The sequence below is a fragment of the Comamonas odontotermitis genome (assembly GCF_014207855.1).
GTDB lineage: Bacteria > Pseudomonadota > Gammaproteobacteria > Burkholderiales > Burkholderiaceae_C > Comamonas > Comamonas odontotermitis_A.
Window position 1 is genome coordinate 67061 of record NZ_JACHKZ010000017.1, and the last position, 20918, is coordinate 87978.

Genomic DNA, 20918 nt, shown 5'->3' on the forward strand with positions numbered 1-20918 from the left:
TTGTCGGCTGCACAAAACAGTGCCGCACCAATTGGGCCTCCGACTGCCCGTAGAATGCCTGCCTATGTCCTATCTCGTTCTCGCTCGCAAATACCGTCCACGGAATTTCTCTGAAATGGTGGGCCAGGAGCATGTGGTGCAGGCATTGACCAATGCACTCACCCAGCAGCGCCTGCATCACGCCTATTTGTTCACGGGAACGCGCGGGGTGGGCAAGACAACGGTTTCGCGCATTCTGGCCAAGTCACTCAACTGCACGGGTGCCGATGGCACGGGTGGCATCACCGCAACCCCGTGTGGGGTGTGCCCGGCCTGCGTCGAGATCGACAGCGGCCGCTTTCCTGATTACACGGAGCTTGACGCCGCTTCCAACCGCGGCGTGGATGAAGTGCAGGGCCTGCTGGAGCAAGCGGTCTACAAACCTGTGCAGGGGCGCTTCAAGGTCTTCATGATTGACGAAGTGCACATGCTCACCAATACCGCCTTCAATGCCATGTTGAAGACACTGGAGGAGCCGCCTGAGTATTTGAAGTTCGTTCTGGCAACCACCGATCCGCAAAAAGTACCGGTAACCGTGCTCTCGCGCTGCCTGCAGTTCAACCTGCGCCCCATGGCGCCCGAGACGGTGCAGGAACATCTGGGGCGCGTGCTGTCCAACGAAAATATTCCGGCCGAGACGCAGGCGCTGCGCCTTCTGTCGCGCGCAGCGCGCGGCTCCATGCGCGATGCGCTCAGCCTGACCGATCAGGCCATTGCCTTTGCTGGCGGCCAGTTGCAAGAAGCCGGTGTGCGCCAGATGCTGGGCGCGGTTGACAGCAGCCATGTGTTCCGCCTGATTGGTGCGCTGGCGCGTGGTGATGGCGCGGAGGTGGTCGCAACGGTTGACCAACTGCGCTACCAGGGGTTGTCCGCAGCATCCACACTGGAGGATATGGGTGTGCAGTTGCAGCGCATGGCCGTGCTGCAGGCGGTGCCCGAAAAGGCCCATGCCGCCATTGCGAGCGACGATACCGAGCAGCAGGAGGTTCTGCGCCTGGCGCAATTGATGCCTGCGGACGAAACCCAACTGCTCTACAGCATTGCCTTGCATGGGCGGGCTGAGCTGGGGCTGGCGCCCGATGAATACGCGGCGCTGACCATGGCGCTGCTGCGCCTGCTGGCTTTCAAGCCTGCGGGCGTGGCTGAAAAAAAAACTCTGAATAGCACGTCTGCTGCCGTCGCGCTGCAACCCAAACCACCAGTAGCGACCGTCCAGCAAGCGCAGCCAGCGATCAAAAATGTAGAGCAAGCGGTACCTGCCCCTGTACCTGTGCAGGACGCCGCGCCGGTGGCTGCAGAGCCAGTTGCTGCTGAAGCCATCCCCCCTGTGCAGCAGGAAAAGCCTTCAGAGGCCGTGGTTGCAGCCTCTGCGACCCCTGCCGCCACGCCCGGTGCGCTGGCCGCTGCAGTGGCTCAGGCAGATTCAGCGGATTCAGCCGAGCGCTCTGTTTCCACCAGTGTGGCGGAGCCGCCTGCCATGGCGGTTGCGCCTGCCACCCCGGTGGCCAGCGCGTCCGTCGATGCCGTGCGGCTGCCGGTACGTACCGCGGAAGATCTCATTCCTGCGCGTGCGCACCAGGCAGAGGCACTTGCCGTGGCAGATGAGGAATTGCCGCCAACCGAAGAGGGCGATGACGAAGAGGACCTGATACCTGCAGCGCCGATGGACGCCGATGACGCGCCGTACTTTGATGATGTGCCTGACGACGCCTACCTGGATGATGCGGCGCCTTCTGGCCCGGCAACAGTTCTGCCTGACATGCGGGCGGCTGATGCGGCAGCTGTGCAGCCCGGGCTGATCGCCTTGCCCGTGCAGGTTCATCAGACCAGTGATTACGACCGTCCTGCCAGCTTTGGCGACAACCTGGGCCGCGTGCCGCCCGAATTTGCCGACACGCCTGAGGGTGGCTTCTGGAACGAAACCGTGCTCAAGCTGATCGAGACTGAGGCGATAACGGCCGTGGCGCGCCAGCTGGCATTGCGCTCGCAGCTGATCCGGCGCGAAGCCGATTGCTGGTGGCTGCGGGTGGATCTGGAGACGCTGGCCCAGCCCGGCACGGTGGAGCGCTTGCGCACCGCGCTGGTGGCGGCGGGCCTGGTAGGCAAGATCGAGGTGAGCGTGGGAGCGGTGGAAGACTGCCCCGCACGGCGCAAGGCCCATGCGCAGCAGGCACGCCAGCGCGCTGCAGAAGATGTGGTGCGCAATGACCCCTATGTCCAGTCTCTGATACAGCAATTTGGCGCGAAAATAGTGCCAGGCAGCATTCAGCCCCTATGATGGTGCGTTGGGCCGCTTGCAAGTGATGCGCCGCGTGCCGCAGAATTTCAAATAGAAGGATTTTTCATGTTCAACAAAGGACAACTCGCTGGTTTGATGAAGCAGGCCCAGGCCATGCAGGACAACCTGAAAAAGGCCCAGGACGAGCTGGCCAATATCGAAGTCGAAGGCGAATCGGGCGCAGGTCTGGTCAAGGTGCTGATGACCTGCAAGCACGACGTTAAGCGCGTGACGATTGACCCGAGCCTGTTGTCCGATGACAAGGACATGCTGGAAGACCTGGTGGCCGCCGCCTTCAATGCGGCCGTTCGCAAGGCGGAAGAGACCAGCAACGAAAAGATGGGCAAGATCACCGCTGGCATGCCTGGCCTGCCTGGCGGCATGAAGTTCCCGTTCTAATTATTTTGATAGCCTGCACCGCGCGCTAGATAGGCGTTGCGGTGCTTTTTCTTTTGGAATCTGCCATGTCCGACACGAGCACCCTTGAAGCCTTGGTGCAAGCGCTGCGCCGCCTGCCCGGTGTGGGCGTCAAATCGGCATCGCGCATGGCCTTCCATCTGCTGCAGAATGACCGCGAGGGCGCCGAGCTGCTCTCCCGCGCATTGCATGAAGCCAGCACCCGCGTTCGCCATTGCGAGCGCTGCCATACCTTCACGGAAAACACCATCTGCGAAACCTGCCTGGATGCAGGGCGCGATGCGGCTCGCCTGTGCGTAGTGGAAACGCCTGCCGACCAGGCGGCGCTGGAGCGTACGGGGGCGTACAAGGGTCTGTACTATGTGCTGATGGGCCGGTTGTCGCCACTCGACGGCATCGGTCCACGCGACATCGGTGTACAGCAGTTGCTGGAGCGGGCCAGCGACGGCGTGGTGCAGGAGGTGATTCTGGCCACCAATTTCACGGCAGAAGGCGAAGCCACCGCACATGTGCTGGGCGAGGCTCTGCAGCGCCGTGGCGTGGGCTTCACGCGTCTTGCGCGAGGCGTGCCAATTGGCAGCGAGCTGGAATATGTCGATCTGGGCACCATCGCCCATGCGCTGGCAGACCGCCGCTGATACTGCCTTTTCAGTACGTTTTTTCTTCTTGCGCCATTGCCCTGCCGGGCAGGTTCCAACAGGCCATCTGGACCGCCATTCCCACACATTGGGTATGCCCACGCTTTTCCGCCGGATGTCCGCTTTCCGACAGCATTGATTGCATAGTGCAACTACAATTTCATACGGGTCTTGATGGTGCTTCATGCGTTTTTGGCATGGTCGCCGCTGCTGCGTGGCTCGTCTCTTGTGGATTTGCCGGTATTTGTTGCTTGCACGCCTGGGTTGCTTTGATTCGTTTCCCGTTTCCATGATGTCGTTGCCTGCCTTGAGGCTGAACGCGGGCCGTGCCACAACGGGGCCGCATTCCCAAGGATCTGGCGTACCTGTGTGGATCGGAAAGCACAAAGCCACGCGCAGAACCAAGCCCCTTTTCGTGAACTGCAACGGCTGCGCTCGCGCCGACTGCGACTTGTGTTTTTAGGACTTCTGCGTGCAATCTACTGCTGTATCCAAGAGAAATATTCTGGCCGCTGTCATTGGCAATGCGCTGGAATGGTATGACTTTCTCGTCTTCGCCTTCATGACGCCCATCGTGGCCAAGCTGTTCTTCCCGAGCAACCCCAACGACCCGAGCGACGACCTCAACAAGATTTTGATGACCACGGCGGTGTTCGGCGTAGGTTTCTTCATGCGCCCAGTTGGTGGCATTCTGTTGGGCCTGTACGGCGACCGCAAGGGGCGCAAGGCAGCCATGGTCATGGTGACTGCCATCATGGCAGTGGCCATCGCACTGATTACCTTTGCGCCCACCTACCAGGGTGTCGGGATCTGGGCGCCTATCTTCATCGTACTGGCGCGCCTGCTGCAGGGCTTTGCGGCAGGGGGTGAGTTCGGCACCTCGACGGCGTTGCTGATCGAGCTGGCGCCCAAGGGCAAGCGTGGCTTCTATGGCTCCTGGCAGATGACGGGGCAGATGGCTGCCTTGCTGATCGGCGCCGCCGTGGGCACGCTGATCACCGATGTCTTTACCCAGGAGCAGCTGATGGGCTGGGCCTGGCGCATTCCGTTTGCAGTCGGCCTGCTGATCGTGCCGGTGGCGATCTACATCCGCCGCCATGTGGAGGAGCCTGAAACCTTTGTGAAGCTGCAGGCCGCGCAAAAGGCTGGCACTGTCAGACAGGTGGGGGTGCTGGAGATGCTGCGCACCCACGTACGCGAAACCCTGGTGGGCATGGGCCTGGTGGTGACTGCCACGGTATCGATCTACATCACCTTCACCTATCTGGTGACGTATTCCACCGTCACCCTCAAGTTGCCCTTGCATGACACCTTCATGGTGCAGATGGCGGGGGCTGCGATGATGGTGGTGCTGATGCCGTTCATGGGCGCTTGGTCAGACCGCATCGGCCGCAGGCCGCTGATGATTGGCTCTCTCCTGGGCTACCTGCTGGTGCTGTATCCCTTGTACGCGTGGCTGACTGATGGTCCGACGATTGCCAAGCTGATGACCGTTCAGATCGTGGTGTGCGTCTTTGTCTCGGTGTTCTTTGGCGTCTTCAGCACCGTGATGGCCGAATTGTTTCCGGCGCATGTGCGCTCAGTCGGCATGTCCATGGCCTACAACATCGCAGTCATGGTGTTTGGCGGGTTTGCTCAGTTCATCGTCACCTGGCTGATCAAGACCACGGGCTCGACCATGTCGCCCGCCTTCTACGTGATGTTCGGCGTAACGCTGGGCTTCATTGCCTCGTTCTTCATCCGCGAACGCGCGCACGAGGAGCATCTGGACGCTTGAAGGTATTGAGAAAGCAAAGGGCCAGAACTGCAGAGGTGTTGGCACCGATGAAAAACCCGGCTGCGCTGGCTGCGAGCCGGGTTTTTCATGGGGGTGGCAGGCCAGAATGGGTGTGACGCGTTGGATGGGCGCGCGCGAACCACATTGAATCGACCGGACTGGCCCGGCTAGTGAGGGGCGGTATAGGTCTGCAGCAAATCCTGCCATTGCGATTCCAGTGCCAGTACCGGAGCGGCAAGTGGGGGAGGCAGCAGCTGGTCGACCGATTGTTGCACGCACAGGCCCAGCTGTTTGCCGATCAGCAGGGAATGGGCAATCAGCACCAGGCTGTCCTGCGGCACATCGGGCCACACGATGGAGGCTGCGGCGATCAGGGCCATGGCGTGCTCCTGGTACAGCGCCTTGCAATCGGCGGGGCGTTGTACGCCGTCTTGCGCCACCGCATCCAGCATGCCTGCCCAGGCCTGCAACTGTTCGAGCCGCAAACTGGCGAGCAACTGGGTGAGCGAGGTGTAGATATGCCGCTTGGACAATTCCTGTGATTGCGCCATGCGCAGCAGGTTGAAAAGCAGCGTGGGCTCGGCTTGCAAAAAAGCGGTGAGGGCCTCTGGCTCGGGGCTGGTCTTCAGTTGGGCCCTGAGGGCGCGAACTTCCTTGAACGTAGGCAGCACCACCCGCGCAGGCACTGGCTCAGGACGCCGCACGGCGTAGCCCTGCAGCAGATCCACCTGGTTTTCCTGCGCCAGTTGCAGTTGGGCGGCCGATTCGATCTTGTCGGCAATCAGGGTGACGCCGGGAATGCGCCTGCCCCAACGGATCATCAGCACGGCGCGCTCGGCAGCCAGCACGGAAAAATCGATTTTCAGGTAATTGACCAGGTCATGCCAGGGCGCATACGCAGAGTCGAGCACCGAATGGTTGAAGGCCAGCGCAAACCCTTTGTCGCGCAGCGCTGCAAGGGCGGGGCGGCGGCCTTCCACTTCGCTGGAGGCTGCGTGGCCCAACGAAGGGATCTCCAGCACGATCTTGCCTGGCGGCAGCAGATCGAGATGCGGGCTGCGCAGGCTCTCATAGGTGGTATTGAGAAACAGCAGACCCTCATCCAGCAACGCGGCAGGCTTGAGGTGCGAGAGCACCGAATGGGCCAGTGACAGGTCTGAATCGATGGTGTGGGTGGATGCAGTGCGGGAACGGTTGAATATCTCATGCCCCACTTGCTTGCCATGGGCATCGCGGATGGATTGCCAGGCAATAGGAGGGGCTGGGGAGGTGAAATCCATGGCGGCTACCGCTGGATTGGATGCTGGGGATGGCGCGCTCGTGTGTTGCATGTACAGCTGAACTGCCGTCTGCGCGAGCTGCCTTGGGGATCGGGCAGCGCAGGCGGTATCTGCAATTCGTTATGTCTCGGGTTGGAAGTATTTTCTTCCATATTGTGCGCAAGCACTGACACAGGTTGAATGAGAAGCACAGGTTTTTGTAGCAAGTTGCGCGTTCTGCGACCAAGAGCGAGGGGTGGTTTTGTTACAACTGCGCTTCCAGCCAGGCCAGCTCTGCAGGGCTGAACCCTGCCTGGCTGCGCGCTGCAAGATTGATGGGTGGTTTGGGCCGTGGAGCCTCGTAAAGCGCGACCAGCTCACCGTAATACGTCTCCGGGTCGATCCCCTGGGCCGCACATACATGCCGGTACCAATGGTTGCCGATGGCGACATGGCCAACTTCCTCGCGCAGGATGATGTCCAGAATGGCCACCGCTTCCAGGGCATCGGGAGCGCCAGTTTGTTGCAATTTGGACTGGATTTGCGGTGTTGCATCCAAGCCACGGGCTTCCAGTGTGCGGGGCACCAGGGCCATGCGGGCGACGATATCGCCAGCGGTTTTCTCGCACATGGTCCACAAGCCCTGGTGCGCCGGAAAGTCGCCATAGTCGGCGCCCCATTTCTGCAGATGGGCGCGCAGCAGGCGAAAGTGCTTGGCTTCTTCTGCCGCCACCTGCAGCCAGTCCAGGTAGTACTGGCGCGGCATACCGGCAAAACGCCAGATGGCATCGAGTGCCAGGTTGATGGCATTGAACTCGATATGTGCAATCGCATGAAGAAGAATGGCGCGTCCCTCAGGGGTTGCCGGCGAGCGGCGCGCAACTGCCGTGTGGGGCTTGAGTTCGGGCCTGGCGGGATGGCCGGGCAAATCTGTCGCAGCCGGGGCTTCCAGCTGCGCATCGATTGCTATGGATAGTGAAGCGCTTTGCGCTTGCAGGGCAAGCGCCAGTGCAGATTTTTCTTCGGGATCGCTCATGCACAGGGCATGCAGGGCACTTTGACGTAATTCCATCCCTACAATTATGGATCAGCCCCACTGGTGCGGCGCCTGGGCAGCTGCGGGCAGAGGGCCTCAACGCAAAAAAGCAGGAGACACGATGGCGAAGTATGAATTGGATGGTGTGCAGCCCGAGGTGGATGCTGCAGCCTGGGTGGCCGACAGCGCGCAAGTCATGGGCCGGGTGCATCTGGCTGCGGGTAGCAGCGTATGGTTTGGCGCCATTCTGCGCGGCGACAACGATCCGATCCGGGTGGGAGAGGGCTCCAATATTCAGGATGGCAGCGTGCTGCATACCGACAAGGGCAAGCCGCTGGATATTGGCTCCCATGTCACCATCGGCCACAACGTCATCCTGCATGGCTGCACGATCGGCGACGAGTCGTTGATCGGGATGGGGGCCATCGTGCTCAATGGCGCAAAGATTGGCAAGCGCTGCCTGGTGGGCGCGGGGGCCTTGGTCACCGAGAACAAGGAGTTTCCCGATGGCAGCCTGATTGTTGGCAACCCGGCCAAAGTGGTGCGCCCATTGACCGAGGAGCAGATGGAAGGCTTGAAGCGCAGCGCACAGGGGTATATGGCCAATGCCAGACGCTTTGCGGCGGGTCTGCGAAAATTACCGGATTAAGAACGTGTTTGCGATCTCCGCGTCACGCGGCTGCACAGAGGTCGCAAGCATGTTCCAAACCATCGCCCGGGCACCGCAGGATGCACGCGGCGAACCAAGGATGGGAATCACGAGTGTCTGAACTGCATAAATTTTTGTTTGATGGCCTGCCGGTGCGTGGCGCAGTCGTGCGCCTGACCGAGGCCTGGCAAGAAATCCTGAAGCGCCGCGCGGCCAACACGACATCCGGTGCCTACCCGCTGCCGGTGCAAGAGCTGCTGGGCGAGATGACCGCTGCCGGTGTGCTGATGCAGTCCAACATCAAGTTCAACGGCGCGCTGGTGTTTCAAATTTCCGGAGACGGCCCCGTCAAGCTGGCGGTCGCTGAGGTGCAGTCCAACCTGAGCGTGCGCTCCACCGTGACCATCAGCGGCGAAGTGCCCACCGACGCCACCCTGACCGATATGGTCAACGTGCATGGCAAGGGCCGCTGCGCGATTACGCTCGACCCCAAGGAGAAGCTCCCTGGCCAGCAAGCCTACCAGGGTGTGGTGCCGCTGGTGAACCTGGATGGCGAACCGGTGGACAGCCTCGCTGCTATCCTGCAGCAATACATGCGCCAGTCCGAACAGCTCGATACCGTGCTGGTCCTTGCCGCGAACGAGCAGGTGGCGGCGGGCCTGATGGTGCAGCGCATGCCGATCAAGGGCGAAGCCAATCTGGCGGCCGGCAGCCTGAACACCGAAGACGACGACCAGATCGACCAGAATGAGGAATACAACCGCATCGCCCACCTGGCGGGCAGCCTGACGCGCGACGAGTTGCTGAACCTTGATGTGGAAACCATTTTGCATCGCCTCTTCTGGGAAGAGAAGCTGCTGCGGTTTGTGCCGGAAGACGGCGAAGGCGGCCCGCACTTCGCCTGCACCTGCAGCCGTGAGCGTGTGGCCGGTATGCTGCGCAACCTGGGCCAGGAAGAGGTGGACAGCATTCTGGAGGAGCAGGGCCTGATCGAGGTGGGCTGCGAGTTTTGCGGTCAGCAGTACCATTTTGATGCGGTAGATACTGCGCATCTGTTTACCGAGCCTGGCAACGACCCGCCCGCTTCCCATCGCATGCAATAAGGTCTGTCAATGCGGTAAGGACTGCGGCAGCCCAAAGGAAAACCACGCAATGCGTGGTTTTTTATTGAGCCCATGACGGTCTGAGAGCTGATTACGGATTTGCCGAGGCGCTCAGTCCTTTGAAAAGGCGGAATTCGCATTCCGGATCGCTGCATTTTTCACAGCTCCAGTTCCATCGCGCCAGGCTGCCGTGCTCCCGCAATGCGCTGCGCCGCGCCTGCAGCGCAGGGGCGTCGGGAAACCAATTGCACAAGGCAGTGAGTGCGTCATCCAGCAGGCGCGCGCCCTGGCTGAACAGCACCTGGAACGGCTGGCGCTGGTTGAGCAGCGCAGCGCGCAGCTGCATCAAGGTGTCGTGTGCGGGCTGCCCTTGGGCGTTGCTAGCGTCCAGTGGTGGCGCGAGCAGCAGCAACGCATCGGTGGTGTCCAGCAAGCGGGTATTGAATGGCTCTGCGGTGCTGGGGATGAATCGAAAACCGTTCTCAGCGCCCAGCGCATGTTGCAGGCTGGCTGCCAATGCGTCGGCGTCTTTCGCGGCACAAGCCACCACATGGACGCATGCCATGGAAGGTGGTGCCGGTGCGACGGGGTTGGCAGGGGATGCGAGCATAGGACGCGATGATAAGGCGCGATGATACGGTGAAAAAGAAAGCGCCTTCAGAAGAAGGCGCTTCATGGGAGCGTACCAGTTGCCGACTGCAGTCCGAGCCGGTGTCTGCTTCGATCCTGCTTGGGTCTCAACTCCTATTTGCGCGTGTACTGCACAAATACTTCGTTGGGCTTGACCATTCCCAATTCATTGCGGGCCTTGGCCTCCACCATGTCCATGCCCTGCTTGAGATCGTTCACCTCGGTCTCCAGGCGCACATTTTCGCGCTCGGCAGCCTCGTTCTCGGTCTTTTGCTTGGCGATCTGCTCTTTCATGTCCTTGACATAAGGAATGCTTCCGCGGCCACTCCACAACTGAGCATGGATGCTGACCAGAATGGCCAGCAGCACAAAGGGAACAATGCGGGAGATCATGAAGGCAGACCGATCAATAGGCAATGGCTAAAACCGCAAGCTTAACGCAGATTGTAAAAAGCGGCACGGCCAGGGTACACGGCCACATCGCCCAGGTCTTCTTCAATGCGCAGCAACTGGTTGTACTTGGCCATGCGGTCCGAGCGGCTGAGCGAGCCGGTCTTGATCTGGCCAGCGTTCAGACCCACGGCGATGTCGGCAATGGTGCTGTCTTCGGTTTCGCCAGAGCGGTGCGAGATCACGGCAGTGTAGCCTGCGCGCTTGGCCATTTCGATGGCGGCAAAGGTTTCGCTCAGGGTGCCAATCTGGTTGATCTTGATCAAGATCGAGTTGGCAATGCCCTTGTCGATGCCTTCCTTGAGGATCTTGGTGTTGGTCACGAACAGGTCGTCACCCACCAGTTGCACCTTCTTGCCCAGGCGCTCGGTCAGCACCTTCCAGCCATCCCAGTCGCCTTCGTGCATGCCGTCTTCGATGGAGATGATGGGGTACTTGTCGCACCAGGCGGCCAGCATGTCGGTCCACTGCTCGGCCGTCAGGCTGATGCCGCCTTCGCCTTCGAGCACATACTTGCCGTCCTTGTAGAACTCGGAGGCGGCGCAGTCCAGGGCCAGCGCGATCTGGTCGCCAGCGGTGTAGCCGGCCTTGTCGATGGCTTCCAGAATCAGCTGGATCGCAGCTTCATGGTTCTCGACCGATGGCGCAAAGCCGCCTTCGTCGCCCACGGCCGTCGGCATACCGCGGCTGTCAATGATCTTCTTCAAGGCGTGGAACACCTCGGCACCCCAGCGCAGCGCTTCGCGGAAGCTTGGCGCGCCCACGGGAACGATCATGAATTCCTGCAGATCCAGGCTGTTGTTGGCGTGGGCGCCGCCGTTGATGACATTCATCATCGGCACGGGCAGTTGCACACCGGCCATGCCGCCAAAGTAGCGGTACAGCGGAAGGCCAGCTTCTTCAGCAGCGGCGCGGGCCACGGCCATCGACACAGCTAGCATGGCATTGGCGCCCAGGCGGCTCTTGTTGTCGGTGTTGTCCAGGTCGATCAGGGTTTTGTCCAGAAATGCCTGCTCGGCCGCGTCCAGGCCCAGGATGGCTTCGGAGATTTCGGTATTGATGTGCTCTACGGCCTTGAGCACGCCCTTGCCCAGGTAACGGCTCTTGTCGCCGTCACGCAGCTCAATGGCTTCGCGGGAGCCGGTGGAGGCACCCGACGGCACGGCCGCACGGCCCATCACACCCGATTCCAGCAGCACATCGCATTCCACGGTGGGGTTACCACGCGAATCCAGAATTTCGCGGCCAACGATATCAACAATTGCACTCACTTTAGAGCCTTTCAGAGATTGAAAAACGGGTTGCGTTGCTGCAAAAAGAGGAGCTGCAGCCGCGCGATATACGTGCGCTGGAGGCTAAAAAACCTCCCAAACGGTTACACACCTTCGACCAGAACCATGCGCATGATAGCGGCACCTTCGCGCGCTGCGCGGGCCTTGGTGTATTCCGGGGAGTTATAAAACTTATGTGCGCTCTCGGCGTCCTTGAACTTGAGGATCACGGTGCGGCCTGGGTTCCAGTCGCCTTCGATCACTTCCACCTTGCCGCCGCGCACGCAGACTTCGGCGCCGTAGGCTTGCATGGCGATGGTGCTGTACTTGCGGTATTCCTCGTACTGCTCAGGGTTGGTGACGGTGACCGACGCGATGATGTAGGCAGAGGCCATGTTTATGCTCCAAAATTGTTTTCGAGGTAGCCACTCTTTTTGGTGACGCTGTCCAGTGCAACCAGGGTCTCCAGCAAGGCCTTCATGTGCTTGAGGGGCACGGCGTTGGGGCCGTCGGAGAGCGCGTTGCAGGGATCGGGGTGGGTTTCCATGAACACGCCAGCCACGCCCACGGCAATGGCTGCGCGGGCGAGAACGGGCACCATCTCGCGCATACCGCCGCTGCTGGTGCCATTGCCGCCGGGCAACTGCACGCTGTGCGTGGCGTCAAACACCACAGGGGCATTCGTCTCGCGCATGATGGCCAGCGAGCGCATGTCGCTCACCAGGTTGTTGTAGCCAAAGCTGGCGCCGCGTTCGCAGGCCAGAAAGCTGTCTTCGGGCAGGCCCGCTTCCTTGGCGGCGGCGCGGGCCTTGTCGATGACGTTCTTCATATCGTGCGGAGCCAGGAACTGGCCCTTCTTGATATTGACCGGCTTGCCCGATTGGGCGCAGGCGCGGATGAAGTCCGTCTGGCGGCAGAGGAAAGCCGGGGTCTGCAGCACATCGACAATGCTGGCCACGTACGGCACTTCGGCCTCGGTGTGCACATCGGTGAGGATGGGGACGTTCAGCTCTTTCTTCACCTTGGCCAGAATCTCCAGGCCCTTTTCCATGCCCGGGCCGCGAAAGCTCGTGCCTGAAGAACGGTTGGCTTTGTCGAAGCTGCTCTTGAAGATGAAAGGAATGCCCAGCGACGCGGTGATTTCCTTGAGCTGGCCAGCCACATCCATCTGCAGCTGTTCGGATTCGACCACGCAGGGGCCGGCGATCAGGAAAAAGCGTTTGTCGAGGCCGATGTCAAATCCGCACAATTGCATGGAGGGCTCCTCAGCGATAGGGGGTGGGGAGGCGCCATGAAAAACGGTATGCAACGGTGGGTGCTTTGTTTTTCATAGCGCCTGGCGCCTGCAGTGATTGCACTGGCGCCGGTTTTTACTTGGAAACTGCCTTTTTCCGGTCCACAGCTGCCTTGATGAAGGCATTGAACAGCGGATGGCCCGCCCATGGGGTGGACTTGAACTCGGGGTGGAACTGCACACCGATGTACCAGGGGTGCACCTTGGCAGGCAGCTCGACGATTTCGGTCAGGTGCTCGCGCTGGGTCAGCGCGGAGATCACCAGGCCAGCGTCGCGCAGCTTGTCCAGGTACTGGGTATTGGCTTCGTAGCGGTGGCGGTGGCGCTCGGTCACCACATCGCCGTAGATGCTGTGGGCCAGGCTGCCTGCCTGCACATCGGACGATTGCGCGCCCAGGCGCATGGTGCCGCCCAGGTCGGAGTTTTCGTCACGTGTCTTGATCGTGCCGTCGGCATCCTTCCACTCGGTGATCAGCGCGATCACGGGGTGGGGCGTCTGGCGGTCGAACTCGGTGGAGTTGGCGTTGTCCAGGCCGGCTACGTGGCGCGCGTATTCGATGGTGGCCACCTGCATGCCCAGGCAGATGCCCAGGTAGGGCACCTTGTGCTCGCGGGCGTAGCGGGCGGTGGAAATCTTGCCTTCCACACCACGCGAGCCAAAGCCGCCGGGCACCAGAATGCCGTCGTAGCTCTTGAGCATTTCAGCGGCGGCCTTGTCGTCCACCGTTTCGGAATCCACGTGCGTGATCTTCACGCGCACATGGTTTTGCATGCCAGCGTGCTTGAGCGCTTCGTTGACGGACTTGTAAGCGTCCGACAGTTCCACATACTTGCCGACCATGGCGATCGAGACCTCACCCTTGGGGTGCTCGGTCTCGTACACCAAGTCGTCCCAGCGCTTGAGGTTGGCGGGAGGGGTGTTCAGGCGCAGCTTGTCGCAGATCAAGCCGTCCAGGCCTTGCTCGTGCAGCATGCGCGGCACCTTGTAGATGGTGTCCACATCCCACATGCTGATCACGCCCCACGACTGCACGTTGGTGAAGAGCGAGATCTTGTCGCGCTCTTCCTCGGGCACGGCGTGTTGCGCGCGGCACAGCAGCGCATCGGGCTGGATGCCAATTTCACGCAGCTTCTGCACCGTGTGCTGGGTGGGCTTGGTCTTGAGCTCGCCAGCCGCCGCGATGTAGGGCAGGTAGGTCAGGTGCACGAAGGCCGAGTTGTTGGGGCCGAGCTTGAGCGAGAGCTGGCGCACCGCTTCGAGGAAGGGCAGCGATTCGATATCGCCGACCGTGCCGCCGATCTCGCAAATCGCCACGTCCACCGCGTGGTCGGTACCGATACCGGCGCCGCGCTTGACGTATTCCTGAATCTCGTTGGTGATGTGGGGGATGACCTGCACGGTCTTGCCCAGGTAATCACCACGGCGTTCTTTCTCCAGCACGCTCTGGTAGATGCGGCCGGTCGTGAAGTTGTTGGACTGGCGCATGCGCGTTTCGATGAAACGCTCATAGTGGCCCAGATCCAGGTCGGTCTCTGCGCCGTCGTCAGTCACGAACACTTCGCCGTGCTGGAAGGGGGACATGGTGCCCGGATCCACGTTGATGTAGGGATCCAGCTTGATCAGGGTGACTTTGAGTCCGCGCGATTCCAAAATCGCTGCAAGGGAGGCTGAGGCGATTCCCTTACCGAGGGAAGACACCACACCGCCAGTGACGAAGACAAATTTGGTCATGTCTTTTTGGGAGGTGGGAAATTCTGATTATAAAGGCGCTTGCGGTGGCGGTGCGCAAGGCGCCTGCAATGGTCTGCAAAGTGCATGGGATTGGCCATGCATGCATGCGCCTATGCAGGGTGGGGCAGGCGCTGCGCCATGGGGCTCTGCTACATTGGCGGGCATGAACCAGCTCCATGGAAAACATATTGTCCTCGGCATGTCCGGCGGCGTTGCTGCCTTCAAATCGGCCGAGCTATGCCGCCGCCTCACGAAGGCCGGCGCCACCGTGCAGGTGGTGATGACCGAATCGGCCACCCAATTCATGACGCCGGTGACCATGCAGGCGCTCTCCAACCGGCCTGTCTATGTATCGCAGTGGGATGCGCGCGAGCACAACAACATGCCGCACATCAACCTGAGCCGTGAGGCCGATGCCATTGTGATTGCGCCGTGCAGCGCAGATTTCATCGCCCGCCTGGTGCAGGGCCGGGCCGACGAGCTGCTGAGCCTGTTGTGCCTGGCGCGGCCCATGGGGACGGTGCCCCTTATTCTTGCACCGGCCATGAACCGCGAGATGTGGGCACACCCGGCCACGCAGCGCAACCTGCGCCAGGTGCAGGCCGATGGCGCCGTGGTGCTGGGTGTGGGCAATGGCGACCAGGCCTGTGGCGAGACCGGCGACGGCCGCATGCTCGAAGCTGCCGAGATCGAAGAAGAGCTGCAGTACTTCTTTGCCGCCAAATCGCTTGCAGGCAAAAAGCTGCTGATCACCGCCGGGCCCACCTTCGAGGCGATTGACCCGGTGCGCGGCATCACCAACCTCTCCAGCGGCAAGATGGGCTTTGCCATTGCGCGGGCCGCCCAGGCGGCGGGTGCGCAGGTCACCCTGGTGGCTGGCCCGGTGCATGTGCCCACGCCGCGCGGTGTGCGCCGCATTGATGTGCAATCGGCGCAGAACATGCTCGATGCCGTGCTGAGCAACGTGGAGAGTGCCGATATCTTTGTTGCCACCGCAGCCGTGGCCGACTGGCGCCCGGCCCAGGCTGCCGATCAGAAGATCAAAAAAGACGGCAGTGGCCAGGTGCCGCAGATGGCTTTTGTCGAGAACCCCGACATTCTGGCCACCGTGGCGCAACTGCCGCGCGCCCAAAGCGGCCAGCTCTACTGCGTGGGCTTTGCGGCAGAAAGTGAAAACCTGCTGGCCAACGCAGAGGCCAAGCGCCGCCGCAAGCAGATTCCGCTGCTGGTGGGCAATATCGGCCCGGCCACATTCGGTAAGGATGACAACGCCTTGCTGCTGGTGGATGCGCACGGCCACCAGGAGCTGCCGCGGGCGAGCAAGGCGGTGCTGGGCGAGCAGCTGGTTGCGGAGATTGCGCGCCGGCTGGCGCAGTAAGCCGTCTGCATCCTGGCGGAGTCAGTGCCATCAAAAAATGAGCATGCAGCGTTTGCGTTTATGGGGTTTTGACGACTTTTAGGGTCAAAACCCCATCACCGCAAGCGCAACCGGCGCGTCTTTTTGAATCAGGCCAATTGAAGCATCAATGCATCAATGCATCAGTGCTTCGATATCGTTGTAGAGCGCACGCGACATGCTGATGCCTTGCTTGGCGCTCTGGGCGCGGGCGGCGAAGCGGCGCTCTGAGGGCAGGCGGGCGCCTTGGTCGGTAATGGCCGCAAACATGGCCTCGGCGCGCTCCTGCGAGGCAGGCCAGTCGTCTCCGGCAAAGCGCTGCGGGTCAAAGGCCAGCAGCAGGTGGCCGTGGTAGGGCACGCCGCCTTTGCCAGCATCAAAATCCATCGAGCCCTGGCTGTTGAGATCACCAATCAGCGCGCCTGCCATCAATTCCACCATGGTGGACAGGGCCGATCCCTTGTGGCCGCCAAAAGTCAGCATGGCGCCCTTGGCCACGGCTACTGGGTCGGTGGAGGGGTTGCCGTCCGCATCCACTCCTGCGCCTTCGGGCAGGGGCTTGCCAGCGCGGCGGTGCAGTTCCAGGTCGCCGCGCGCGATGGCGCTGGTGGCGAAGTCGAACACATAGGGATACGGGCCCGGGCCCGGGCGCGGCCAGCCAAAGGCAATCGGGTTGGTGCCGAACACACCGCGCTTGCCTCCCGTGGGGGCCACCCAGGCGTGGCTGGGCGTCATCACCAGTGCAGCCAGGCCCTGGGCGGTGAGCATTTCCACTTCGGGCCACAGGGCGGTGAAATGAAAGCAATGGTTGATGACCAGCGCGCCCACGCCAAGCTGGCGCGTAGCAGCTACCAGATGCGGCAAGCCAGCCTCCAATGCCAGCGGCGAGAATGCCTTGCGCGCATCCACTCGCGTGATCGCGCCCTGTGTGGGCTGCACGATGGGCGCTGCCTGCAGGTCGACCAGGCCGGTGCGGATGGTCTGCGCCGCGCTCAAGATGCGGTAGGCGCCGTGCGACTGGCAGGCGTCGCGCTGGCCCGCGACCACAATGCGCGTCATGGCGCCTGCGTGCGCCGCGCTCAGGCCCAGGTGCTGCAGCACGCGCATCGACAGATCATGCAGTTGCGCCTCAGGAATCAGGATGGTGTCGTTGTTCATATCGCTCATGGTGTCTCCAATCCTGCCGAGCTTAGCAGGCGGCATGGCGCATTGCAGCCACCGGCGCGGCATCTCCGGGTTAATCCTGAATTGATAGCAAAAAAGGCATGCTGCGCAAGCGCAACATGCCCTTCTTACGATGCTTGCTAAGGGGCGGCAGACTTACGCGTGGTCGGTCAGCGCCAGGTAGAACCATTCGCGGTTCACCTCCGCATCGCTTTGCGGGAAGATCATGCAGCCATCGAATGGCGCCAGGATCTGCGTGCCGTCGGCGCGTGTCGCCAGCAGATCGCCCTTCTTGAATGGGTCGAAGTTCTGCCACTCGCGGGTCATCGTGTCGTCTTTGTGCTGGCGCATGAAGACGTCCTTCATGTGGTGCGTGGTGTAGCGCGCCACCGGCTCCACGGTCACATCGGCCATGTCCAGCAGATTCAGCACACCGGCAATGCAGCGGTCGGCGATCTCGATGGCTTCGGGGTCGGCGTGGGAGCCCGATTCCACCGTGATCGCGTAACCGCCGCGGCTGCGCATGAACTCATTGGTGCCGATACCGTGTTCGGCGCGGATGGCACCGTTGCTGGCCTGAACCGCCTTGTCATACACCTCCAGCCAGCCCTGCACGATGGTAGGCAGGCCAACCGCCTTGGCAAAGGCTTCTTCTTCCTGCTGGCGGGCAAAGGGCTCCAGTGTGCCGGTGTTGTTGAGCGGGCCTGTCATGGCAAATGGAACGCCGTCGCCACTGTAGGAATGCAAGTCGAGCAGGGCATCGTGGCTCTCCAGCAAAGGGGCCAGCGCATTGACGACATGGTCTTCAAAGTTCTGGGGCTTGTCGGTTGGCACAAAGTTGCGGTTGAGATTGCGATCGCCTTCGCGTTCGTTCTTGATGAAGGCCTTCGGATTGGCCACCGGCACCATGGTGAGGCGCCCGCGCTTGAGGCGCGTCTGGCCGGATTCAAAACGCTCGATCCAGCGGCGGATGGCGTGCGTGCCGCTCTGTTCGTTGCCATGCACGGCACCAAAGATCAGCAGCGAAGGCCCAGGAGTTGCCGTAGCCCAGCCATAGCTGCGCAATGCTTCGGGCTGGTCTGCCGAGATGGTGGTGTCAACGGGTTGGAGTTGAAAGCTGGAGACAGTCATATCAATTCAATGGATAGGTGTATGGCAAGCGCCGGCATGGCGGGTCCCGCGCCGGGCGCGGGGCAAAGGGTGGGCCTTTGCGATGGTGCACGCGGATGCACGTGCAGACAATGGCAGGCGCCTGCCATTGGCGCCGCCTGTGCAACGCCAGCGGCCATCCTACCCGATTGGCAGCGATATCACTGCGAGGCGCATTATTTTTATAGCTGGCAGCGCTTGCTGGGCATGCGCAGGACGCGAAAACGACTCAGAAATGCTGTGCTGATATTTGTCAATTCAGCCCGGTTTTTAACGTGGGCTGGTACAAAAAAAGGGCTGCAACGCAGCCCTGGAAACGATGATTGCACAGTTTATTGTGCGCGGCGGTACACCAGATCCCACACGCCGTGGCCCAGGCGCAGGCCGCGGTTTTCAAACTTGGTGAGCGGCCGGTAATCGGGCTGCGGAGCGTAGCCCTCTGCCGTATTGCGCAGTTGTGGGTTGGCCGATAGCACTTCCAGCATTTGCTCGGCGTAGGGTTGCCAATCGGTGGCGCAGTGGATATAGCCGCCGATCTTGAGGCGATCTACCAGCTTGGCCACGAAAGGCGGCTGGATCAGGCGCCGCTTGTTGTGCTTCTTCTTGTGCCATGGATCGGGAAAGAAGACGTGGATGCCATCGAGCATGCCCGGCTGCAGCATGTTCTCAAGCACCTCCACGGCATCATGCTGAAAGATGCGGATATTGGTGATGTCCTGTTCGCCGATGCGCTTGAGCAGGGCGCCCACGCCGGGCTCGTGCACTTCGCAGCACAAAAAATTGTCGTCGGGGCGCACGCGCGCAATGTGCGCAGTGGCTTCGCCCATGCCAAAGCCGATCTCCAGGATCAGGGGGGCAGAGCGGCCAAAGGCGGCTTCGGCGTGGAATGGCTGGCCGGTGTACTCCAGCACGTAGCGCTCGCCAAACTCTTCGAATGCCTTGGCCTGCCCCGTGGTGGTGCGGCCCGCGCGGCGAACGTAGGAGCGGATCGTCTTGGGGTGCGCTACACCCGCTGGCGCATGGCCGGGCGTGCTGCTGGCGTCTGCCGCATTGGTGACGATAGGAGCGGCGGCGGATGGATTCGCCTCGGGCGTCGAAGAATCTTGCATGGTGAGCGCGGTGCAGGCGCGGTGGGCCCAAAGAAAATGGAGGCCGGTCTGCCTGCTTTGTCAGAACTGAGGAAAAACTTATATATGTCTGCAGGCGCTGCCAAGGCAGGCGTGCGTAACCCGCTATTGTAGGTTTTCTGTCCGTGTGGTTGGCGATACGTGGATTTAAGCGCGCGATCCGTCTTGAGGCACCGGTTGGGGCGCCGGTTGCTCCGCATGGCGCGCAGCCCATTGCGGTATCCAGTGTTCCAGCGTCTGGCCGATCCCCTGGCCAACATGGCTCTCCAGCCCCAGAAAGCGCCCGGCCTGCTGCAAGGCAGCAAGGGCCTGCGCCTCGTTGCCAGTGGCAATGGATGGCGCGCCGTATTGCTTGGACAGCTTTTCGCCATCGGCCTGCAGCACCAGCGGCGTATGCATATAGCGCGGTGCAGGCAGCCCCAGCGCGTGCTGCAGCAGCATCTGGCGCGGCGTGTTGTCAGCCAGATCGGCACCGCGCACCACATCGGTGATGCCTTGCTCGGCGTCGTCTACCACCACCGCCAACTGATAGGCCCACAGGCCGTCGGCACGCTGCACCAGAAAATCCCCCACCGTGGCGGCCACGTCCTGGTGCAGATCACCCAGCAGCCGGTCGTGCCAATGCAATTGCTGGTGTGCTATGAAAAAAGGAATTGCTGCGCTAATCTGTTCTGCGCTGGCGGCCGTTTCAACCAAGCTTTGCTGGTAGCGCACGGTATGAAAACGCCAACTGCGCGCGGCCTTGCCATGCAGGCCATCGCGGCAGGTGCCGGGATAGGGGCGCTCGCCGTGGCGCTCATGCACATGGCCCTGGGCGACCAGCGCGGCCTCCATGTCGCGCCGCGTACAACCACAGGCATAAGCCCAGCCACCGGCCTGCAGCTGTGCCAGCGCCTTTGCGTACAGAAGGTGTCGGGCCGATTGCCATTGCGGCGAATCGTCAGGAACCAGGCCGCAGGCAAGAAGCTGGCGCAGAATCTCTTCCCCCATGCCTGGGGGGCAGCGCGGCGTATCGATATCTTCGACCCGCACCAGCCAGCGCCCGCCATGCGCACGCGCATCCAGCCACGAAGCAAGCGCCGCAACCAGTGAGCCCGCATGCAGCGGGCCGGTAGGCGAAGGGGCAAAGCGGCCCACATAGGCAGAAGGTGTCATCGGGCGAAAAGTGTACCCTGCCCAGTGCGCTTGCCAGGGCAAGCTCGCCAGGGCATATAGCGGCGTTGTTGCATGACGGAGACTTTCCATCCATGCAAATGCCGCTAGGCATTCACCATGCTTTTTACTTCTTCGTATTGAGAAACCTCAACCGCGTGAATGCGGTGTGTCTAATCGACGTCTTCCGACAATCGGTCGCTCATTTCCGGTTGCCTCTCCCTATTATCTGGCCCCATACCAACGCACATACACCCATAAAGGCTTTGTTGCACAAATCCGGGCCGCAGCGGTAGTAGGCTCGGATGATGAGTGAGACGAACTGGGGTCGGCGCAAGTACCGCACCACAAACTGGA

The 20918-nt window shown here is 61.5% G+C and carries 19 protein-coding genes; 7 read left to right on the top strand and 12 right to left on the bottom strand.

Going from position 1 to position 20918, the window contains the following annotated elements:
- The first annotated feature begins 64 nt into the window (after positions 1-64).
- The 4 genes from dnaX to HNP33_RS13790 all read left to right on the top strand — a co-directional run bounded on the left by dnaX (position 65) and on the right by HNP33_RS13790 (position 5149).
- Complete coding sequence (gene dnaX / locus HNP33_RS13775) at positions 65-2317, top strand: DNA polymerase III subunit gamma/tau (RefSeq protein WP_184709309.1); 2253 nt, start codon at positions 65-67, stop codon at positions 2315-2317.
- Between the two features lie 66 nt (positions 2318-2383).
- Positions 2384-2716 (top strand): YbaB/EbfC family nucleoid-associated protein, encoded by a 333-nt coding sequence (locus tag HNP33_RS13780; protein ID WP_184709307.1) that lies wholly within the window; start codon positions 2384-2386, stop codon positions 2714-2716.
- 65 nt (positions 2717-2781) lie between these two features.
- Positions 2782-3372, top strand: a complete 591-nt coding sequence (recR, locus tag HNP33_RS13785; protein ID WP_184709305.1) for a recombination mediator RecR — start codon at positions 2782-2784, stop codon at positions 3370-3372.
- 472 nt (positions 3373-3844) lie between these two features.
- Positions 3845-5149 (top strand): MFS transporter, encoded by a 1305-nt coding sequence (locus HNP33_RS13790; protein ID WP_184709303.1) that lies wholly within the window; start codon positions 3845-3847, stop codon positions 5147-5149.
- Between the two features lie 167 nt (positions 5150-5316).
- On the opposite strand, the gene HNP33_RS13795 is transcribed toward HNP33_RS13790, so the two are convergent.
- Together HNP33_RS13795 and HNP33_RS13800 are read right to left on the bottom strand one after the other, a co-directional pair.
- Positions 5317-6429, bottom strand: a complete 1113-nt coding sequence (locus HNP33_RS13795) for an EAL domain-containing protein (RefSeq protein ID WP_184709301.1) — start codon at positions 6427-6429, stop codon at positions 5317-5319.
- A 244-nt stretch (positions 6430-6673) separates the two neighbouring features.
- On the bottom strand, positions 6674-7480 hold the full coding sequence (locus HNP33_RS13800) for a ferritin-like domain-containing protein (protein WP_184709299.1): 807 nt from the start codon (positions 7478-7480) through the stop codon (positions 6674-6676).
- A gap of 85 nt (positions 7481-7565) precedes the next feature.
- On the opposite strand from HNP33_RS13800, the gene HNP33_RS13805 reads away from it, so the two are divergent.
- Both HNP33_RS13805 and HNP33_RS13810 read left to right on the top strand, forming a co-directional pair.
- Positions 7566-8093, top strand: coding sequence for a gamma carbonic anhydrase family protein (locus tag HNP33_RS13805; RefSeq protein WP_184709297.1), 528 nt, complete (start codon positions 7566-7568; stop codon positions 8091-8093).
- Between the two features lie 113 nt (positions 8094-8206).
- A complete protein-coding gene (locus HNP33_RS13810; RefSeq protein WP_184709295.1) occupies positions 8207-9196 on the top strand; it encodes an Hsp33 family molecular chaperone HslO in 990 nt (329 codons plus the stop codon).
- A 91-nt stretch (positions 9197-9287) separates the two neighbouring features.
- Here the strand turns inward: HNP33_RS13810 and HNP33_RS13815 are convergent, their stop codons facing one another.
- The 6 genes from HNP33_RS13815 to HNP33_RS13840 all read right to left on the bottom strand — a co-directional run bounded on the left by HNP33_RS13815 (position 9288) and on the right by HNP33_RS13840 (position 14573).
- Positions 9288-9806 carry a hypothetical protein gene (locus HNP33_RS13815; RefSeq protein WP_184749469.1) on the bottom strand — a complete coding sequence of 173 codons (519 nt, stop codon included), beginning with the start codon at positions 9804-9806 and terminating at the stop codon, positions 9288-9290.
- 134 nt (positions 9807-9940) lie between these two features.
- Positions 9941-10219, bottom strand: a complete 279-nt coding sequence (locus HNP33_RS13820) for an FtsB family cell division protein (protein ID WP_184709291.1) — start codon at positions 10217-10219, stop codon at positions 9941-9943.
- 41 nt (positions 10220-10260) lie between these two features.
- On the bottom strand, positions 10261-11547 hold the full coding sequence (eno, locus tag HNP33_RS13825) for a phosphopyruvate hydratase (protein WP_184709289.1): 1287 nt from the start codon (positions 11545-11547) through the stop codon (positions 10261-10263).
- Between the two features lie 104 nt (positions 11548-11651).
- Positions 11652-11942 carry a DUF1330 domain-containing protein gene (locus HNP33_RS13830; RefSeq protein WP_184709287.1) on the bottom strand — a complete coding sequence of 97 codons (291 nt, stop codon included), beginning with the start codon at positions 11940-11942 and terminating at the stop codon, positions 11652-11654.
- 2 nt (positions 11943-11944) lie between these two features.
- Positions 11945-12802 (bottom strand): 3-deoxy-8-phosphooctulonate synthase, encoded by an 858-nt coding sequence (gene kdsA, locus HNP33_RS13835; protein ID WP_184709285.1) that lies wholly within the window; start codon positions 12800-12802, stop codon positions 11945-11947.
- Between the two features lie 115 nt (positions 12803-12917).
- The gene (locus tag HNP33_RS13840) at positions 12918-14573 is read right to left on the bottom strand and encodes a CTP synthase (protein WP_184709283.1); all 1656 of its coding nucleotides are present in this window, start codon (positions 14571-14573) and stop codon (positions 12918-12920) included.
- A 163-nt stretch (positions 14574-14736) separates the two neighbouring features.
- Here HNP33_RS13840 and coaBC point away from each other — a divergent pair, with 163 nt between their 5' ends.
- A complete protein-coding gene (gene coaBC, locus HNP33_RS13845) occupies positions 14737-15951 on the top strand; it encodes a bifunctional phosphopantothenoylcysteine decarboxylase/phosphopantothenate--cysteine ligase CoaBC (protein WP_184709281.1) in 1215 nt (404 codons plus the stop codon).
- A gap of 153 nt (positions 15952-16104) precedes the next feature.
- Here the strand turns inward: coaBC and HNP33_RS13850 are convergent, their stop codons facing one another.
- The 4 genes from HNP33_RS13850 to gluQRS form a co-directional block, all read right to left on the bottom strand.
- Positions 16105-17136, bottom strand: coding sequence for an Ldh family oxidoreductase (locus tag HNP33_RS13850; protein WP_184709279.1), 1032 nt, complete (start codon positions 17134-17136; stop codon positions 16105-16107).
- Positions 17137-17289: 153 nt separating this feature from the next.
- Complete coding sequence (locus HNP33_RS13855) at positions 17290-18264, bottom strand: succinylglutamate desuccinylase/aspartoacylase family protein (protein ID WP_184709277.1); 975 nt, start codon at positions 18262-18264, stop codon at positions 17290-17292.
- A gap of 350 nt (positions 18265-18614) precedes the next feature.
- On the bottom strand, positions 18615-19391 hold the full coding sequence (trmB, locus tag HNP33_RS13860) for a tRNA (guanosine(46)-N7)-methyltransferase TrmB (protein WP_184709275.1): 777 nt from the start codon (positions 19389-19391) through the stop codon (positions 18615-18617).
- A gap of 165 nt (positions 19392-19556) precedes the next feature.
- Positions 19557-20564, bottom strand: coding sequence for a tRNA glutamyl-Q(34) synthetase GluQRS (gene gluQRS / locus HNP33_RS13865; protein ID WP_184709273.1), 1008 nt, complete (start codon positions 20562-20564; stop codon positions 19557-19559).
- Positions 20565-20918: the final 354 nt, after the last annotated feature.

Coding starts and splice junctions, on each gene's coding strand:
- dnaX (WP_184709309.1), top strand. CDS start 65: ATGTCCTATCTCGTTCTCGCTCGCAAATACCGTCCACGGAATTTCTCT.
- HNP33_RS13780 (WP_184709307.1), top strand. CDS start 2,384: ATGTTCAACAAAGGACAACTCGCTGGTTTGATGAAGCAGGCCCAGGCC.
- recR (WP_184709305.1), top strand. CDS start 2,782: ATGTCCGACACGAGCACCCTTGAAGCCTTGGTGCAAGCGCTGCGCCGC.
- HNP33_RS13795 (WP_184709301.1), bottom strand. CDS start 6,429: ATGGATTTCACCTCCCCAGCCCCTCCTATTGCCTGGCAATCCATCCGC.
- HNP33_RS13800 (WP_184709299.1), bottom strand. CDS start 7,480: ATGGAATTACGTCAAAGTGCCCTGCATGCCCTGTGCATGAGCGATCCC.
- HNP33_RS13805 (WP_184709297.1), top strand. CDS start 7,566: ATGGCGAAGTATGAATTGGATGGTGTGCAGCCCGAGGTGGATGCTGCA.
- HNP33_RS13815 (WP_184749469.1), bottom strand. CDS start 9,806: ATGCTCGCATCCCCTGCCAACCCCGTCGCACCGGCACCACCTTCCATG.
- HNP33_RS13820 (WP_184709291.1), bottom strand. CDS start 10,219: ATGATCTCCCGCATTGTTCCCTTTGTGCTGCTGGCCATTCTGGTCAGC.
- HNP33_RS13830 (WP_184709287.1), bottom strand. CDS start 11,942: ATGGCCTCTGCCTACATCATCGCGTCGGTCACCGTCACCAACCCTGAG.
- kdsA (WP_184709285.1), bottom strand. CDS start 12,802: ATGCAATTGTGCGGATTTGACATCGGCCTCGACAAACGCTTTTTCCTG.
- HNP33_RS13840 (WP_184709283.1), bottom strand. CDS start 14,573: ATGACCAAATTTGTCTTCGTCACTGGCGGTGTGGTGTCTTCCCTCGGT.
- coaBC (WP_184709281.1), top strand. CDS start 14,737: ATGAACCAGCTCCATGGAAAACATATTGTCCTCGGCATGTCCGGCGGC.
- HNP33_RS13850 (WP_184709279.1), bottom strand. CDS start 17,136: ATGAGCGATATGAACAACGACACCATCCTGATTCCTGAGGCGCAACTG.
- HNP33_RS13855 (WP_184709277.1), bottom strand. CDS start 18,264: ATGACTGTCTCCAGCTTTCAACTCCAACCCGTTGACACCACCATCTCG.
- trmB (WP_184709275.1), bottom strand. CDS start 19,391: ATGCAAGATTCTTCGACGCCCGAGGCGAATCCATCCGCCGCCGCTCCT.
- gluQRS (WP_184709273.1), bottom strand. CDS start 20,564: ATGACACCTTCTGCCTATGTGGGCCGCTTTGCCCCTTCGCCTACCGGC.